This window comes from Pseudomonas sp. NPDC087185 (assembly GCF_044744955.1).
Lineage (GTDB): Bacteria > Pseudomonadota > Gammaproteobacteria > Pseudomonadales > Pseudomonadaceae > Aquipseudomonas.
The window spans coordinates 37,458-52,684 of the sequence record NZ_JBIUZK010000006.1 but is presented as its reverse complement, the minus strand read 5'-3'; the positions used below and the strand labels follow the sequence as shown (position 1 = coordinate 52,684).

The 15,227-nt window shown below is 65.7% G+C and carries 16 protein-coding genes; 5 read left to right on the top strand and 11 right to left on the bottom strand.

Going from position 1 to position 15,227, the window contains the following annotated elements; genetic code table 11:
* Positions 1–82: 82 nt before the first annotated feature.
* Positions 83–310: a hypothetical protein gene (locus ACIPIJ_RS20430; RefSeq protein ID WP_401079937.1), complete on the top strand. Its 228-nt coding sequence runs from the start codon at positions 83–85 to the stop codon at positions 308–310.
* On the opposite strand, the gene pdeM is transcribed toward ACIPIJ_RS20430, so the two are convergent.
* The 10 genes from pdeM to ACIPIJ_RS20380 all read right to left on the bottom strand — a co-directional run bounded on the left by pdeM (position 311) and on the right by ACIPIJ_RS20380 (position 11,831).
* Positions 311–970, bottom strand: a complete 660-nt coding sequence (gene pdeM / locus ACIPIJ_RS20425; protein ID WP_401079935.1) for a ligase-associated DNA damage response endonuclease PdeM — start codon at positions 968–970, stop codon at positions 311–313.
* The gene (locus ACIPIJ_RS20420) at positions 967–3,420 is read right to left on the bottom strand and encodes a ligase-associated DNA damage response DEXH box helicase (RefSeq protein WP_401079933.1); all 2,454 of its coding nucleotides are present in this window, start codon (positions 3,418–3,420) and stop codon (positions 967–969) included. Before ACIPIJ_RS20420 ends, pdeM begins: the two co-directional genes overlap by 4 nt.
* Before the next feature lie 68 nt (positions 3,421–3,488).
* Positions 3,489–4,604, bottom strand: coding sequence for a succinylglutamate desuccinylase/aspartoacylase family protein (locus ACIPIJ_RS20415; protein WP_401079931.1), 1,116 nt, complete (start codon positions 4,602–4,604; stop codon positions 3,489–3,491).
* A 94-nt stretch (positions 4,605–4,698) separates the two neighbouring features.
* On the bottom strand, positions 4,699–6,357 hold the full coding sequence (locus ACIPIJ_RS20410) for an ATP-dependent DNA ligase (RefSeq protein ID WP_401079929.1): 1,659 nt from the start codon (positions 6,355–6,357) through the stop codon (positions 4,699–4,701).
* Positions 6,354–7,370 carry a ligase-associated DNA damage response exonuclease gene (locus tag ACIPIJ_RS20405; RefSeq protein ID WP_401079927.1) on the bottom strand — a complete coding sequence of 339 codons (1,017 nt, stop codon included), beginning with the start codon at positions 7,368–7,370 and terminating at the stop codon, positions 6,354–6,356. Before ACIPIJ_RS20405 ends, ACIPIJ_RS20410 begins: the two co-directional genes overlap by 4 nt.
* A gap of 177 nt (positions 7,371–7,547) precedes the next feature.
* Positions 7,548–9,989, bottom strand: coding sequence for a penicillin acylase family protein (locus tag ACIPIJ_RS20400; protein WP_401079926.1), 2,442 nt, complete (start codon positions 9,987–9,989; stop codon positions 7,548–7,550).
* A gap of 178 nt (positions 9,990–10,167) precedes the next feature.
* On the bottom strand, positions 10,168–10,371 hold the full coding sequence (locus ACIPIJ_RS20395) for an SEC-C metal-binding domain-containing protein (RefSeq protein ID WP_033694179.1): 204 nt from the start codon (positions 10,369–10,371) through the stop codon (positions 10,168–10,170).
* A 7-nt stretch (positions 10,372–10,378) separates the two neighbouring features.
* Positions 10,379–10,855: an LEA type 2 family protein gene (locus tag ACIPIJ_RS20390; protein ID WP_401079924.1), complete on the bottom strand. Its 477-nt coding sequence runs from the start codon at positions 10,853–10,855 to the stop codon at positions 10,379–10,381.
* Between the two features lie 2 nt (positions 10,856–10,857).
* A complete protein-coding gene (locus ACIPIJ_RS20385; RefSeq protein ID WP_401079922.1) occupies positions 10,858–11,334 on the bottom strand; it encodes a YchJ family protein in 477 nt (158 codons plus the stop codon).
* Positions 11,335–11,336: 2 nt separating this feature from the next.
* Positions 11,337–11,831, bottom strand: a complete 495-nt coding sequence (locus ACIPIJ_RS20380; RefSeq protein ID WP_401079920.1) for a DUF6231 family protein — start codon at positions 11,829–11,831, stop codon at positions 11,337–11,339.
* A gap of 159 nt (positions 11,832–11,990) precedes the next feature.
* Between ACIPIJ_RS20380 and ACIPIJ_RS20375 the strand changes: the two genes are divergently transcribed.
* The 4 genes from ACIPIJ_RS20375 to ACIPIJ_RS20360 all read left to right on the top strand — a co-directional run bounded on the left by ACIPIJ_RS20375 (position 11,991) and on the right by ACIPIJ_RS20360 (position 14,610).
* Positions 11,991–12,683 (top strand): OmpA family protein, encoded by a 693-nt coding sequence (locus ACIPIJ_RS20375; protein ID WP_401079918.1) that lies wholly within the window; start codon positions 11,991–11,993, stop codon positions 12,681–12,683.
* Between the two features lie 87 nt (positions 12,684–12,770).
* Positions 12,771–13,484: an OmpA family protein gene (locus tag ACIPIJ_RS20370; RefSeq protein WP_401079916.1), complete on the top strand. Its 714-nt coding sequence runs from the start codon at positions 12,771–12,773 to the stop codon at positions 13,482–13,484.
* A gap of 99 nt (positions 13,485–13,583) precedes the next feature.
* The gene (locus tag ACIPIJ_RS20365) at positions 13,584–13,859 is read left to right on the top strand and encodes a DUF1145 domain-containing protein (protein WP_401079914.1); all 276 of its coding nucleotides are present in this window, start codon (positions 13,584–13,586) and stop codon (positions 13,857–13,859) included.
* The gene (locus tag ACIPIJ_RS20360; RefSeq protein ID WP_401079912.1) at positions 13,852–14,610 is read left to right on the top strand and encodes a collagen-like protein; all 759 of its coding nucleotides are present in this window, start codon (positions 13,852–13,854) and stop codon (positions 14,608–14,610) included. Before ACIPIJ_RS20365 ends, ACIPIJ_RS20360 begins: the two co-directional genes overlap by 8 nt.
* Before the next feature lie 54 nt (positions 14,611–14,664).
* Here the strand turns inward: ACIPIJ_RS20360 and ACIPIJ_RS20355 are convergent, their stop codons facing one another.
* Entirely contained in the window at positions 14,665–15,129 is a 465-nt protein-coding gene (locus tag ACIPIJ_RS20355) for a CopD family protein (protein ID WP_401079910.1), read from the bottom strand.
* Between the last annotated feature and the right edge of the window lie 98 nt (positions 15,130–15,227).

The window sequence follows — 15,227 nt, the reverse complement described above, 5'->3', positions numbered from 1 at the left end:
AATTCCTTCTCGCACGGGTACTCCAACCTAGTGAACAGCGCCACTCCGCATGATGCGGGGTGGCCCTAGTCAGGAGTTGCCCATGAAGCTCGATCCCGCAATCAGTGCAAAGCTGGCTGTTTTGCAGCCCAATCAGATCGGCCTGCTGGCGTGGTCCCTGCTGGCCCACCCTGCGCCGATGCGCGCTGGCGGCGTGCCCGGCCAGCCTGACCCGGATACCCCGCAGCCGGCCCAGCCTGGCGACACGCCACCCATGGAACCGGGTGAGCCAACGTTGCCTGACGAACCGCCACCGGCCCCTGTAGCCTGATCAATGCTGCAGAGCCCAGACCTGATCGGCGCCAGCGAGGAAGAGGCGGCTGCCGTCGCTGGGCTCCACATTCCACCCACCGGTAAATTCGCCGAACGCCGGTAGCAGGCTGACCTGCGGCCCCATCGCGAAGCAGGGCAGCCTCAACCGTTGGCGAGCGCGGCCACGCAAGATGAATGTGGGGTGTACGTGCCCCGCCAGCACCGGGTAGTCAGGGTGGATGCCAGGTTCGTGTTGCAAGGCGAATGGCAGCACTATCCACGGTTCATCCTTGATTTCGATGCCCATTTGCGGGGGCGGATCACCTGCGTGGCGGTCGTGGTTGCCGCGTATCAGCACGATGCGTAAACCGGCATGGCGTGCCCTCCAGGCCTGCAGTCGCGCCATCGTGGCGGGCGCGCGGGCGGTGCGGGCATGCAGAAAATCACCCAAGATGATCAGTTGTTCGCAATCACAGGCAGCCAGCAGCGCATCCAGGCGCTGCAGCGTGGCGTCGGTGGTGCCCCGTGGTACGGGTTGGTGAAGCGCGCGATAACTCGCGGCCTTGCCGATGTGCACATCGGCTACCAGCAGTGCGCGGCGGGCCGGCCAGTACAGCGCACGGTCCGGCATCAACCATAATGTCTGCCCGCAATGCTCGATGGCCAGGTGGCTGCTCATGTTGTTCTGCTCGCTGCTTTTTCGAGGTCCGCGACCATGCGGGCGATACGGTCGGCCAGTTTCTCTGTGCTCAGGGTCTCGCGCATGCCTTCGATCAGCAGGGTGAATGCCAGTGGCCCCGGCCGCTCTAGGTAACGCAAATCAAGGCGCAGCTGTTGCATTCTGGCCAATTGGCGCTGCAGCCGTTCGATTTCCAGTTCCTCCCGTAAAACCTCATCCCGTGCCTGGCCCAGCAGCAGGTTATCGGCGTCGTGCTTGCGAAAAACTTCGAAGAACAGCCCGCTGGACGCCTGGATCTGCCGGGTGCTTTTTTGCGCTGCGGGGTAGCCGCCAAACACCAGCCCGGAAATCTGCGCGATTTCGCGAAAGCGGCGCAGGGCCATTTCACTGGCGTTGAGGCTGGCCAATACATCGTCCAGCAAGTGCTCGGCGGAAAGCGCTGCCGGCAGGTGCATTGCCCAGTCCACGGGGCTGGGGCTGAGCAACTCGAAACCGTAGTCGCTGACCGCGATGGACACCGACAGCGGTTGATGGCGGCTGACCCGCCAGGCAATCAGGTTGGCCAGGCCAAGGTTGGCCATGCGCCCGGCGAACGGGTAAAGGAACAGGTGCGAGCCCTGGCGCGTGGTCAGGGTTTCAGCCAGCAGTGTGTGCGTGGTGGGCAACGCCGACCATTGCTCCTGCAGGCTGAGCAACGGGCGCACCGCGCGCATCTCCGGCTCATCGAAATGCCCGTGGGCTGCAGCGTCGAGCTTTTCCACCAGCGCATCGGCCAGTTCGCTGGATAGCGGCATGCGCCCGCCATTCCAGCGGGCGATGGCGGCCTTGCGGGCGCTGCTGCGGCGCACGTAGGCGGTCATGTTTTCGACCCGTACCAGCTCCAGTATCCGCCCAGCGAATACCAAGGTGTCGCCGGGGCGCAGACGGGCGATGAACGCTTCTTCAACACTGCCCAGGTGCTTGCCACCGCCGCCTTTGCTCCAGTACTTGAGCTGCAGGCTGGCGTCGCTGACGATGGTGCCGATACCCATGCGGTGGCGCCGTGCCAGGCGCTCGCTGACCACCCGCCAGAGGCCGTCGGGGTGGGCCTGGACGCGTTGGTAGTCGGGGTAGGCACTGAGCGAGCCGCCGCCATGGCAGACGAAATCCAGCGCCCATTGCCACTGGCTGTCGCGCAACTCGCGGAACGCCCAGGTGCTGCGCACTTCGTCGAGCAACTCGGCGGGGTGAAAACCATCGCCCAAGGCCATGGAGACCACGTGCTGGACCAGTACATCCATGCACAAGCGTGGCGAGCGGCGCGCTTCGATATGCCCAGCGGCCAGCGCGCTGCGAGCCGCCGCCGCCTCCACCAATTCCAGGCTGTGGGTCGGCACCAGGGTCACCCGTGACTGACGCCCCGGCGCGTGACCGGAACGCCCGGCACGCTGCATGAGGCGCGCGATGCCCTTGGCAGAGCCGATCTGCAACACCCGCTCGACTGGCAGGAAGTCCACACCCAGGTCCAGGCTGGAGGTACAGATGACTGCCTTGAGCGCGCCCTGCTTGAGGCTGAGTTCCACCCAGTCACGGGTCGCGCGGGCCAGCGAGGCGTGATGCAGGGCAATCTGCCCGGCCCAGTGCGGGCGAGCGTCGAGCAAGGCCTGGTACCACAGTTCGGCCTGGGCACGGGTGTTGGTAAACACCAGGCTGCTGGCACTGCCGTCGAGTTCCCGGGCCACCGGCTCGAGCATCTTCAGGCCCATGTGCCCCGCCCAGGGGAACCGTTCGATGGCTTCGGGCAGCAGGGTATCGACCAGCAGGCGCTTGTCCTGGCGGCCCCTTACCAAGTGGCCGCCTTGAGGTAGTAACACGTCGAGCGCATGCGGCAGGTTACCCAGGGTAGCTGAAAGGCCCCAGGTGACCAGGTGCGGCTGCCAGCGGCGCAGGCGCGCGAGCGCCAGTTGCAGTTGCACGCCGCGCTTGTTGCCGAGCAGTTCGTGCCATTCATCCACCACCACCAGGCGCAGGTGGGCAAAGTCCTCGCAGGCGTGTGCGCGGGTCAGCAACAGGGTCAGGCTTTCGGGGGTGGTGATCAGCGTGCTGGGCAGGCGCCTGGCCTGGCGGGCACGCTCGGCACTGCCGGTGTCACCGCTGCGCACGCCGATGCTCCAGTCAAGGCCAAGGTCGTCCAGCGGCGCTTGCAACGCACGTGCGGTGTCAGCTGCCAACGCGCGCATCGGGGTGATCCACAACACCTGCAGCGGCGCGGGCTGGCGCCCTGCGGCAGGCCCGGCGAAGGCGCGCAGCGCGGCGAGCCATACCGCATAGGTCTTGCCGGCGCCGGTGCTGGCATGCAGCAACCCGGACTCGCCGCGCCCGACGGCCGCCCAGACTTGCCGCTGGAATGCGAAGGGCTTCCAGCCGCGTGCGGCAAACCAGGCATTGGCAAGGTCTTTGGGGGCAGGCATGCGGGCGTGGTGTCCTTCGAAGGCTGTGCTTCTACAGACCCTGCGCAATGCGCATTGGTTTTACCGGGTCAGTTGGCCAGCAGGTAACCGCTGCGGCACACCTGTTCACCGGCCACATGGGCGATGACCATGCCGGTCGTGGCCATGCGCCGCACGCTGCGGGCATACAGCAGGCCGGGCTGGCTGTTGCGCACCGCGGTGACTCGGTCGCTGAGCGGGTCGATCACTTCGGCGATCAGTTGGCCGGCCTCCAGGTACTGGCCCGGGCGGGCGTGGTACACCAGCAAGCCACCCAGAGGCGCCGATACTGGCTCGACCGCGGCCAGCGGTGTGGCAGGGTGGGGCAGCGCGGGCATGGGCGCTGCTGTGCCGGCGATGACGCCAACGTGGGCCAGGTAATCGAGGATTGCCTGGCAGTCCTTGCTGGCCAGGTCATGGCTGACATCGGCCTGGCCACGCAACTCGACGGTCACCGCCACGCTGCCCAGCGGGATCGGGAAACGCTTGCCGAAGCGTTGCTGCAGCTGCCACCAGACCAGGCTGAAGCATTCGTCGAATGATTGCCCGCCTGAGTCGGTGGCCAGCAGGCTCGCCTGGGCGCCCAGGTAGCGGGCCAATGGTTCGACCTGCGGCCAGGCTTCCGGGGTGGTGTAGAGGTGTTCGACAGCCTCGAAGTCGCAGTGCAGATCAAGCACCAGGTCGGCATCACAGGCTAGCCGCTGGAGGATCAGGCGCTGGGACTGCAGCGGGGTCTTTGCCGGATGGGCATCCAGGCCGCGACGCAGGTATTCGCGGATCAGCGCAGTGTTGTGTTCGGGGTCCTGGGTCAGGTGGGCTTCGATCTGGTCGCCGATGCTGTCGGAAAGGTCGACGAAGTTGCGGTTGAAATTCTCACCGCTCTGCAGCTCGAAACGGCCAAGCGGGGCATCCAGCAGCACCTGCTCCAGGCCGACCGGGTTGGCGACCGGCACCAGGATGATCTCGCGGCGCAGGCGCCCTTGCTGCTCAAGCTCGCCCAGGCGGCGCTTGAGGTGCCAGGCCACCAGCATGCCTGGCAGCTCGTCTGCATGCAGCGAGGCCTGGATGTACACCTTGGCGCCACCGCGCGGGCCAAAGTGGAAGCTGTGCAGTTGCCGGGTAATGCCGGGTACGGGGGAGAGCAGGTCGTGGGTCGAATGGTGCATGGTGGTCCTGGCTGCGTAGCGAAAACGGTCTGCGACACGGGTCGGCACAAAGCTAAGCATAATTTTGCCTGCCATGCCTCACCCGTCGTCTTGTTCAGGCCAACAGAGCCTGCAAGGTCGCCAGGTCATCGGCTTCTTCGACCGGTTTGTCCAGGCGCCAGCGCAACATGCGCGGAAAGCGCACGGCAATCCCGCTCTTATGCCGCTTGGACAGGGCAATGCCCTCGAAGCCCAACTCGAACACCAGTGTCGGGGTAACGCTGCGCACCGGGCCGAACGTTTCTACCGTGGTCTTGCGGATGATGGCATCCACCTTGCGCATCTCTTCATCGCTGAGGCCTGAATAGGCCTTGGCGAAAGGCACCAGCGCGCGCTCGGGGCTGCCGTGTGGTGCGTTCCAGACGGCGAAGGTGTAGTCGCTATAGAGGCTGGCGCGCCGGCCGTGGCCGCGCTGGGCATAGATCAGCACGGCATCGACGCTGAACGGGTCGATCTTCCATTTCCACCACACCCCCATGTCTTTGGTCCGGCCCACGCCGTACGAGGCGTCGCGCTGCTTGAGCATCAGCCCTTCGACGCCCAGGCTGCGCGACTGTTCGCGCAGTACGGCGAGCGCTTGCCAATCCTGCCCTTCGAGCCGCGGCGAGAGCAGTACCGGGGCCAAGGGATAGTCGTCGATCAGGCGCTGCAACTGCTGGCGCCGTTCATGTTGTGGGCGGTTACGCCAGTCCTCGCCCTGCCATTCCAGCAGGTCGTAGGCCTGAAGTACCACAGGGGCATCGGCCAGCAGCTTCTTGCCCAAGGTCTTGCGGCCAATGCGTTGCTGCAGCAGGGCGAACGGTTGCACGGCTGGCGCCTCGCCGCTGGCGCCAGGTTTCCACACCAGGATTTCGCCATCGAGCACGACACCGTCGGGCAGGCTTTGCGCCAGGCTGTGCAGTTCCGGAAAGCGGTCGGTAATCAGTTCTTCGCCGCGCGACCATACCCACACCTGGCCATCGCGCTTGACCACCTGGGCGCGAATGCCATCCCACTTCCATTCGACTTGCCAGGCACTGGGCGGGCCGAGTAGGTCGTCGAACTGCTCGGTGGGGGCCTGCAGCGCATGCGCCAGGAAGAACGGGTAAGGCTGGCCGCCGCGCTGGCTGTGCTCATCGGCCGATTCGGCAGCCACCAGCGTGTGGTAGCTGCTGGCCGTAGGGCGATGGCTGATGTCGGTGTAGCCAACCAGGCGTTGGGCCACGCGCTTGGCATCCAGCCCGGCCAGCTGTGCCAGTGCCCGGGTGACCAGTAGCTTGGACACGCCGACGCGAAAGCTGCCGGTGATCAGCTTCAGGCACAGCATCAGGCTGGGCCGGTCCAGCTGAGCCCAGAGAGGCGGCAGGCGCTGCTGGACTTCATCGGCGGGCAGCCCGCGAAGGGGTAGCAGATGGGCTTCGACCCAATGGGCCAGGCCGTCCTCGCTGCCATGCTGGTTTTCAGGCAGCAGCAGGGAGATGGCCTCTGCCAGGTCGCCCACCGCCTGGTAGCTCTCCTCGAACAGCCACTCGGGCAGCCCGGCCAGCGCCATTGCCAGTTCGCGCAGCACGCGGGTGGGCACCAATTGACGTGGCCGGCCCCCGGACAGGAAGTACACCGCCCAGGCGGCATCTTCGGCAGGGGCAGCGGCAAAGTAGTCGCGCAGCGCTTCGAGCTTGGCGTTGCTGGACGTCGTGGCATCCAGGCGCAGATAAAGCTGGGCGAAGGCTTTCATGCCTCGGGCTCCGCCGCCGGGGCGTCATCTTCTTCGCCGTATTCGGTGACGAACGCGCGGGCATCGAGACCTCGTTCATTGAGATAACGCACCAGCACGTTGACCGAGCCATGGGTGACCATCACCCGCTCGGCGCCGGTCTGCTCGATGGCCCACAGCAGGCCCGGCCAGTCGGCGTGGTCGGACAGCACGAAGCCGCGGTCCACACCGCGCCGCCGCCGTGTGCCGCGCAGCAGCATCCAGCCACTGGCGAAGGCATCGCTGTAATCGCCGAAGCGACGCATCCAGCTGCTGCCGGCGGCAGAGGGTGGCGCCAGAACGATGGCCTGGCGCATGAGTGGGTCGTTGCGCGGGATATCACCGGCATAGAGCGTTTGCGGCAGGTGTACACCGGCTTCGCGGTACACCTGGTTGAGTGGCTCGACTGCACCATGCACCAGGATTGGCCCGATGCTGCTGTCCAGGCCGTGCAGAAGGCGCTGCGCCTTGCCGAAGGCGTAGCAGAACAGCACGCTGGCCTTGCCCTGATCGTGATTGGCCCGCCACCAGGTGTTCACCCCGGCAAACACCTCGGCCTGGCTCGGCCAGCGGTAGATGGGCAGGCCGAAGGTCGACTCGGTGATGAAGGTGTGGCAGCGCACCGGCTCGAACGGTGCGCAGGTGCCGTCTGGCTCGACCTTGTAGTCGCCAGAAGCTACCCAGACTTCGCCCTCATGCTCCAGGCGCACCTGTGCCGAGCCCAGCACATGCCCGGCTGGGTGCAGGCTGAGGGTGACGCCGTGATGGCGGATGCGTTCGCCGTAGGCCAGGGTCTGCAGGTCGATGTCCTGGCCCAGGCGGCTGCGCAGTATGCCGGCACCGGGGGCGGCAGTCAGGTAATGCGCGTTGCCCCGCCGCGCATGGTCGCCATGGCCGTGGGTAATGACGGCGCGCGCCACTGGCCGCCAGGGGTCGATGTAGAAATCGCCGGGCGGGCAGTAAAGGCCTTCGGGGCGGGCGATGACGAGGTCCATGGCGTGGGCACGGGTGGTTGCGGTTACCAGTTAGGAGCGCTGCCAGGGTGGGGAAGTTCGCTTAGGATTGGACCGTGTAGAGGGCAGTGGTGCCAGTCGCGAGTGGAAGGGTGTTCTCAAGATCGAGCGCCGCGTGGGCGGTGCTCGATCGAGGGGCCCTGCAAGGCCGGCACCTGTTTATTTCCCCGGCACCAACGTCAACCGCTGGCTGCCATAGGCCCGGCCAAAGTTCTGCGGTTGCAACGGCAGGCTCATGAAGCGCCCCTTGAACCAGGCATCCAGCCCGTCGCTGTAGTGACCGCTGGCCGGGTTGCCGGACTGGCCGTTGCTGGTCAGCAGCTGCAACGGTTCGGCTTGTCCGAAGTCGACGATCATGCGTGCCGAGGCCGGCAGGCGGGTGTCGAAATCGCTGCCCCAGGCGTAAGGCGTCAGGGCCAGGGTGCTGAAATCACCACCTGCTGCCAGCGGCGAACGGCTGAGTGCATCGCCCAGGCCATGGTAGGCCGGGGCTGGCCAGCGATACTGGTGCAGCTTGCCCCATTGCCAGGCGCCGCGGTCGGCACCCAGTTGTGCCGTGCCAGCATCCACGGCGCCAACCAGGCTGCGGGCGAGGATGGCCGGTTTGTCTTCTTTTTGCGGTGTGTTGCGGTCATCCCAGAACGGGCTGTCCTCACGGCCGAGCAGGTGGTCAGCCTGAGCTGAGTAGGACAGGCGCGCGTTGCTGACAAAGGCTTGCCAGGCCGGGCTGGACTCGGGGCCGAGGTCGTCGAGGAAGGTCTGGCGCGTCACTTCCTGCAGGAACAGTTCATACAGGGCCGCATCCGCCGACACCGGGCTCAGTCGGCCATCGAATGCCCTCAGCCGGGCCAGGGCGTCGCGGGCCTTTTCGCGCTGGCCGGCAGGCAGGGCGTCGATGGCTTGCTTGAGCGGTTGCGCCATGCCGGGCGCATCGAACATCTGCTTGAGCTTGTCGGCCAGCAGCGTCACCTGGTCATTCTGCAAGGCAATCAGGCTGCGGCTGTCATGGCGGCCGTTGCCGGCCAGCTGGGCCAGGCGTTCGGCGCGTTCGGGGTAGTACCAGGTGTTGGACAACTGCATGCCGTAACCGCGTGGCAGGCTGCGCTGGTTGGCGTGGCCGATCCAGCCGGCAGGCGGGTCCTGGTCGTAGGGGTGCAGCATCGGGTCGGCGTAGCCATCCCAGTCATAGCGGCCGTCCCAGCCCGGTGACGGCAGCAGGCCCTGGCCTTCGCGGCGGTTCGGATAGCGGCCGCTGACCTGCCAGCCGATGTGTTCAGGTTCTGCGAACACGAAGTTCAGCGCGGCAGCACCGATTTCGCGGGTGCTGTCGAAGGCGCGTTCGACGTTTTTCGCCCGGGTCAGGTCGAACAGCGCATCGAGGCTGCGGTCGCCCTTGAGCTGCGGCAGGTTCAGGGCCAAGCCCAGGCTGGCATTGCCCGGCTGGGCCAGCAGGGTGCCGTGGCGGGTGTCGTACATCACTTCGCGCTGCGGGCGTTGGCCACGGACGAAAAAGGTTTCGCTGCGTGTGCGGGCGGGCAGCCATTTGCCGTCGGCCAGGTAGCTGACCTGGCTGCCCTGGTGGCGCAGTTGTTCGAGGTACAGGTCCTGGTTGTCGGCCATCACCGCGCTGCTGCTCCAGGCCACTTTGCCGTTGTAGCCGGCCAGGACGATGGGCAGGCCCGGCAGTGAAAGGCCAGCGACCTGGTACTTGCCGGTGAGGATCTGCACCGGGCTCAGGGCCCAGGCTGCGCGGCTGTCGCTGGCCAGCAGGCTCTTGCCGCTACGGCTGCGTTGCGGGCCCAGCGCCAGGTTGGCCGAGCCCGGGCTGCCGAGCAGGCCGAGGTCGGCGAGTTTCTGGCTGGCGGCTGCCAGGGCAGGGAGGCCTGGCAGCTGGCTGTTCAGGTTCAGGCCCTTGAGTTTTTCCACTTCGGCGTCGGCCAGCGGTTCATCCGGCGCGCCGGGCAGCAGCCAGGGCAGCTTGTCGCTGCCGACGTGCTGCGCCAGGGTCAGGGCGCTGAGTTCTTCCTGCAGGTTCACCGACTGGCTGAAGGCGTACAGGCTGAAGATCAGTGCCGAGTCCTCGGGCTTCCAGTATTCCGGGCGGTAGCCGCTGCTGGCGAGGTTGGCGGGCAGCTTGTCGCGGTAGCGGAACAGGTAGGCGTTGACCCCGCGGGCGTATACCTCGAAGAAACGCTTGAGCCTTGGCGAGGCGTCAGCATACAGCTGGGTGGCATTCTGCTTGAGGTTGGCGGCGCGCATCAGGCGGTCGATGTCCAGCGCGTCGCTACCGGCCAGTTCCGCCAGGCGGCCCTGGGCGAGCAGACGCATGGCGAGCATCTGCTCGATGCGGTCACCGGCGTGGACATAGCCCAGGCTGAACAGGGCGTCATGGAAGCTGCTGCTTTCGATCAGCGGCGCGCCCATGGCGTTGCGGCGAATCGAGACATTCTGCGCCAGCCCTTTGAGCGGCTGTACGCCGGTGGTCGGTGGCACGCTGTCCTTATAGCCGCCCATCTGGCAACCGGCGAGCCCGAGCATGCCGAGCAGCGTGGCAGCGGTGGCGAACCGCGGACGGAAGGGAGGAAGGACGGGGGCGGCCATGACAAGGGCTCCTGCAAGGCGTGGCGGGTTTGGAAGGCGCTAAGGTAGCATGCCGGCAGGCTTTCGGCGCCTGGGAGAACGAGCGCCGGGTGCTTGTCTTGAGGACTTTCTTGCTCTCGAGATCGAGCGCCGCGTGGGCGGCGCTCGGTCTACGTGGCACCGCAGAACTCAAGCCTAATCAAGCGCCGTGGCACTTCTTGAATTTCTTCTCGCTGCCGCACGGGCAAGGGTCGTTGCGGCCGACGTCTTTCAGGGCGTTGCGAACCGGCTCCTGGTGGCCGTGGTTGCAGTGCGGGCCGTGCACATGGCCGTGGTCGTGATCGTGGTGATGATCGTGATCGTGGTTGCAGTCAGGGCCATGAACATGGGGTTGTTGGGTCATTGCAGCGTTACTCCGGTATGAAATCGCCGGGGATTATCTCACCACTGCGCGATAAGTGCAGGTCCCGGTGGATGAGCAACCCGGTCGCCAGCTCGCCCTGCAAGCGGTAGTGCAGCGTTTGCTCGCTTTTGAGCAACTTGGCCAACGGCTTGAGCTGTTTCCACAGGTTGGTCCGTGCGGTGATCTTGAAGGTGCGCCGGGCGTGGCCGCCGACACTGCGCCAGACACTGGCTTCATCCTCCACCAGCAGCAGGTCGTTGAGCCAGATCGAATAGCCGACGCTGCGAATGAACAGCCGGCTGTCATTGGGGTTGTCGATGCGCAGGTGCAGCACGAACTCCTGTTCCAGCAGGCGCGCCTTGACCGTTTCGACCTGGACCAGGTGCACTTCGGGTTCCTGCCAGTCGTCGTCACCCCAGATCGCGCAGCCCCCCAGCAGCGCCAGCAGCGCGCTGAGCAGGGACAGGCGGGCCAGGGCGATCATGTTCAGCTACCGAGGTAACTGGCGCAGCATTTCTTGAACTTCTGCCCGCTGGCGCAGGGGCAGGGGTCGTTGCGGCCGGCCTTCAGCTCGACGGTCGGGTCGATGAAGTACCAGCGCCGGTCGTGCTGCACGAAGGCGGAACGCTCGCGGTGCTGATGGTCGCCCTGCTGGTCATGCCAGCGCGCGGTGAAGGTGACGAAGGCATGCTCGGGCTGGCCGCCGAGCACCTCGGCGTTCTCCACCTCCAGGCCCAGCCAGGTGCTCTGCGCGCTCCAGGAGCCCATGGCGGCACGGTCCAGCCCGGACTGCTGGGCTGGAAGGGTGGTTGCGACCAGGTAGTCGATCAGGCCCAGTACGTAGGCGCTGTAGCGCGAACGCATCAGCGCCTGCGCATCCGGCGCCGGGGTTCCGCCGTGGTAGTGCCCGCAGCAGGCATCCAGCAGGATGCCGCTGCCACAGGGGCAAACCGAGACACTCATCATCACCACCAGTACTTGCCGAAGTTTTCAGGGTTGGCCCAGAACCGTGCGTTGAGCCAGTCCGGGACCTGCTTGTAGTCATGTAGATCATAGGTGAACAAGTTCAATACCTGCTCATCGCGACGGAATTTCTCGCTGGCCGACAGGGCCAGGGCAAAGAAGTCGGTGTCCTGCCAGCCACAGGCGCGCAGGTCGGCCAGCACGGCGACGCGGCTGGCGTTGAGGTTGCGAATGCCGCCCAGCAGTTCCAGGCCCGTGCGCTTGGGCAAGTGTTCCAGGCAGTCCACCAGCACGGCCAGGTCGAAGCGCTGGGCGGCAACATGTGCCGGCAACGCGCCCGGTGCGCACGCTTCGATGGTGACGTGCGGATGGGCCTGGGCGAAAGCATCCAGGGCCGGGAAGCGGGTACCCACCAACAGCAGGCGTTGCGGGGTGAAGCGCTCTAGCAAAGCCGCTAGGGCCTGCTGCGGTGTACGTTGGGAAAAACCGTCGGTCATTGCCAATCCTCGTTCAGGTCTTGCAAGACTAACGGGCTGTCGGCCGGGGGCAAAGAGGCACGTGCACACGTCGTGGCTTATTGCTGGCAGGGATCAATGGCGCAGTCTTTACTGCCATTGATCGGCGTTATGCCGATTCCCCCTAGGAGAAGCTACGAAATGAGCATAGTACGCACAGCGATACCCCTGGTACTGCTCACCGGTGTGTTGACTGGTTGTGCAGGTTTGCAAAAAACCGACTGGCCGAAGTGTGCTGCCGTCGGGGGTGTGGGCGGTGCCGCTCTGGGCGCCATCGAAAGTTCCAGCTGGGCTGGCTGGGGCGCGCTGCTCGGCGGTGGCCTGGCGGCCGGCTATTGCTGGGCCCACGGCGATGGTGACGAGGACGGCGATGGTGTGCCGGACAGCCGCGACAAGTGTCCGGGTACACCGCGCGGTGTGCAGGTCGATGCCAACGGCTGCCCGCCTGAGCCGGCGCCGGTGGTGGAGGAAGTGGTCGTACAGAAGGAAGAAGTCATCGTCATCCGCGACGTGCACTTCGAGTTCGACTCTGCGCGCCTGACCGCAGCGGACAAGGAACGCCTGAACACCATCGCCACGCGCCTGAAGCAGGAAGCGCCAAGCGCCCGCCTGAGCGTCAGCGGCCATACCGATAGCGTTGGCTCCGACAGCTATAACCAGAAGTTGTCCGAGCGCCGAGCCCATTCGGTGACCGATTACCTGGTTGAAAGCGGTGTGCCACGCGCCAGCTTCATTTCCGTGGCCGGTGCGGGCGAAACCCAACCAGTGGCGGACAACGCCACAGCCGATGGACGCTCGATGAACCGTCGCACCGAGATCAAGATCCAGCGCTGACGGCTGGCGCCCGCGCCTTGAGAAGTGGCGCGGGCGCGTCTTTACTCCTGTAGGCCGGTTGCGGCCAACGACACAGGAGCATTCATCATGAGTGTTATGTCAAAGGCGGCGCTGCCGCTGCTGGTGGTTACCAGCCTGCTTGCAGGCTGCGCCACCCACAGTGACGGCAGTGCGCCCCTCAATCAAAGGACCTGGCCGATTTGCAGCCTGCTCGGCGGCCTGGCAGGCGGTGGCCTGGGGGCTATCGAAAGCTCGAGTTGGGCTGCCGGAGGGGGCGCCCTGGGTGTGATCGCAGGCGGCCTGGTCTGTTATGCCCAGGATGGTGATGAGGATGAAGACGGCGTCTTCGACCGCCGCGATCGATGTCCCGACACCCCAACCGGCACGGCGGTCGATCACATGGGCTGCCCGTTGCCGCAATACCCGCCCAGCCAACCTGCGCCCGAGCCCCAGCCTGAGGTGATTTCCCTCGACGACCAGGGCCAGGTGATGTTCGCGTTCAACTCCGCAGACCTGACCGCAGCCAGCCAGCAAAGGCTGCAGAGCCTGCTGCCCAGGCTCAATGAGCTGGGTGTGTCGCGGATCAAGGTGGTTGGCCATACCGACGGCGTGGGCTCAGCCAGCTACAACCAGACGCTCTCCGAACGGCGTGCCGCCAGTGTTGCCGAGTACCTGATCAGCCAGGGCCTGGCACCGCAGAAGGTGACCAGCGAGGGCCGTGGGGCAAGCGAACCGGTGGCTGAAAACGACACCGAGGAAGGCCGCGCGCACAATCGACGGGTGGACCTGCACCTTAACTGAACGGCGCTGGCGTGCGCCGGGGCATGCGAGGTACTGTTGGGTACGGGGTTCGCCTGCTCGAACCACGTGGCCATAACAATAAATAGATAGGGGCGGGGTATGAAGTTCATCCTGGGCCTGGGCAAGGTCCTGACGGTCGTTTTCTGGGGTGTGGCACTGTTCAATTGGCTGATGCCGCAGCCGCTGCCATTCAATCTGTTGATCAATGCCACCGGCATTGTCCTGCTGAGCCTGCATTTTCTGGAGGTGCTTTTTTTCAACGCCAGCCTGCGTGGGCGCAGCCACCGTTGGTTCGATCGGCTGCAGATCCTGCTGACCGGTATTTTTCACGTCATGTCCATCCCCCGTCCGCAGGAGGCGCCTCGCCGTGCGTAAATTGATGTTGCTGGTGGCCATGGCCGCTCCGTTTGTCCAGGCGCAGAGCCTGGAAGTTGCCCCCCAATCCATGCTGCGCCTGCCGAACAAGTCAGCCAGCGTGCATCTGGAGCATTTGCGCGTGGCCGACTCGGCAACCTTGCTGCTGCCGGCCACGCTCACCGATCTGAAGATCGATCAACTGGAGTTGGGGCGCGATGCGCGAATCGCCATTGCGCCATCCGATAACGCGTTGCGCATCGAGGCGCGCAGCGCGCGCCTGGGCGAGGGCAGCGAGATCAGCGCGCCCGGCGCTCCCGGTAGCTACCAAAGGCCGGCCCGTTCCGGTCGTAGCCTGGACCTCAAGCTGGATGCCGTGGATGCCGGGCGCCTGGCGATCGATGCCCGGGGTGGTGCGGGTGCTCCCGGCTACGTAGGGCTCGATGGTGCTAACGGCCAGGCGGGCGGTTGTACCTGGGGCCAGGCCAGCCGCGGTGCCAATGGCGATGATGGGGGGAATGGGCACGATGGCGCACCGGGCGGGCGAATTCGCCTGAGCGTGCCACAGGACTTCCCGCAGGAACGCATCGTCGTACGCCTGGATGGCGGCGTGGCCGGCAAACCAGGGGCTGCCGGCAAGGCCGGCAAGGGTGGGGCGAGCAAGGGTTGCCTGGTCTATCGCACCGATGCCGGTGCCAGTGGGCGGCCGGGGCAGCCAGGCCAACCTGGCTTGGCAGGTGCGGCGGGTGAGTTGATCCTGCAGCGTTTGTAACCCGTGCTGCGCGCCTGTTGCCGGTCAACGGCAATGGGCGCGCTGCAGGCAATCTCAGGTGAGTAGGCGCGAACTGGCCACCGCCACCACTGCCAGTCCCAGTAGCAGATTGACCCCCACCATGCGCCGGATCCGGCCCAGCACCGCGGCCCCTGCCGGCCAGTCCTCGGCCTGTACCGCGCTTTTGAGCTCTGGCAGCAACAGCGCCTGAATACGCATGAAGAGCGCGAACATGGCAATCCCGCCGCCCATCATCACCTGCACATACTTGGGCGCTGTCTCGAAACCATTGAAGTGCATGTGCAACATGCCGATACCACTTATCGCCAAAACGGCCACCGCCAGCCAGACCCAGACGAAAAAGCGTCGGAAAACTTCCACCCACAGGCGCAGCCGGGCAGGCCCCTCAAGGGCTGCAACCGTTGCCGGGCGCAGCACCAGCCAGGCGAAGAACATGCCGCCAACCCATACCAGGGCAGCCAGGACATGCAAAGTGTAGGGCAGGGCAAAGGCAAGCATCGGGATCTCCATGCGGCACAAAGGGCAATAGCGGGGTATGATAGCCGCCCCATGCGAAACACTGAAAATATATCCAGCCCTTAGGGCGCCTGCAGACC

Coding starts and splice junctions, on each gene's coding strand:
- pdeM (WP_401079935.1), bottom strand. CDS start 970: ATGAGCAGCCACCTGGCCATCGAGCATTGCGGGCAGACATTATGGTTG.
- ACIPIJ_RS20430 (WP_401079937.1), top strand. CDS start 83: ATGAAGCTCGATCCCGCAATCAGTGCAAAGCTGGCTGTTTTGCAGCCC.
- ACIPIJ_RS20390 (WP_401079924.1), bottom strand. CDS start 10,855: ATGATCGCCCTGGCCCGCCTGTCCCTGCTCAGCGCGCTGCTGGCGCTG.
- ACIPIJ_RS20395 (WP_033694179.1), bottom strand. CDS start 10,371: ATGACCCAACAACCCCATGTTCATGGCCCTGACTGCAACCACGATCAC.
- ACIPIJ_RS20385 (WP_401079922.1), bottom strand. CDS start 11,334: ATGAGTGTCTCGGTTTGCCCCTGTGGCAGCGGCATCCTGCTGGATGCC.
- ACIPIJ_RS20365 (WP_401079914.1), top strand. CDS start 13,584: ATGAAGTTCATCCTGGGCCTGGGCAAGGTCCTGACGGTCGTTTTCTGG.
- ACIPIJ_RS20400 (WP_401079926.1), bottom strand. CDS start 9,989: ATGGCCGCCCCCGTCCTTCCTCCCTTCCGTCCGCGGTTCGCCACCGCT.
- ACIPIJ_RS20355 (WP_401079910.1), bottom strand. CDS start 15,129: ATGCTTGCCTTTGCCCTGCCCTACACTTTGCATGTCCTGGCTGCCCTG.
- ACIPIJ_RS20410 (WP_401079929.1), bottom strand. CDS start 6,357: ATGAAAGCCTTCGCCCAGCTTTATCTGCGCCTGGATGCCACGACGTCC.
- ACIPIJ_RS20405 (WP_401079927.1), bottom strand. CDS start 7,370: ATGGACCTCGTCATCGCCCGCCCCGAAGGCCTTTACTGCCCGCCCGGC.
- ACIPIJ_RS20370 (WP_401079916.1), top strand. CDS start 12,771: ATGAGTGTTATGTCAAAGGCGGCGCTGCCGCTGCTGGTGGTTACCAGC.
- ACIPIJ_RS20380 (WP_401079920.1), bottom strand. CDS start 11,831: ATGACCGACGGTTTTTCCCAACGTACACCGCAGCAGGCCCTAGCGGCT.
- ACIPIJ_RS20420 (WP_401079933.1), bottom strand. CDS start 3,420: ATGCCTGCCCCCAAAGACCTTGCCAATGCCTGGTTTGCCGCACGCGGC.
- ACIPIJ_RS20375 (WP_401079918.1), top strand. CDS start 11,991: ATGAGCATAGTACGCACAGCGATACCCCTGGTACTGCTCACCGGTGTG.
- ACIPIJ_RS20415 (WP_401079931.1), bottom strand. CDS start 4,604: ATGCACCATTCGACCCACGACCTGCTCTCCCCCGTACCCGGCATTACC.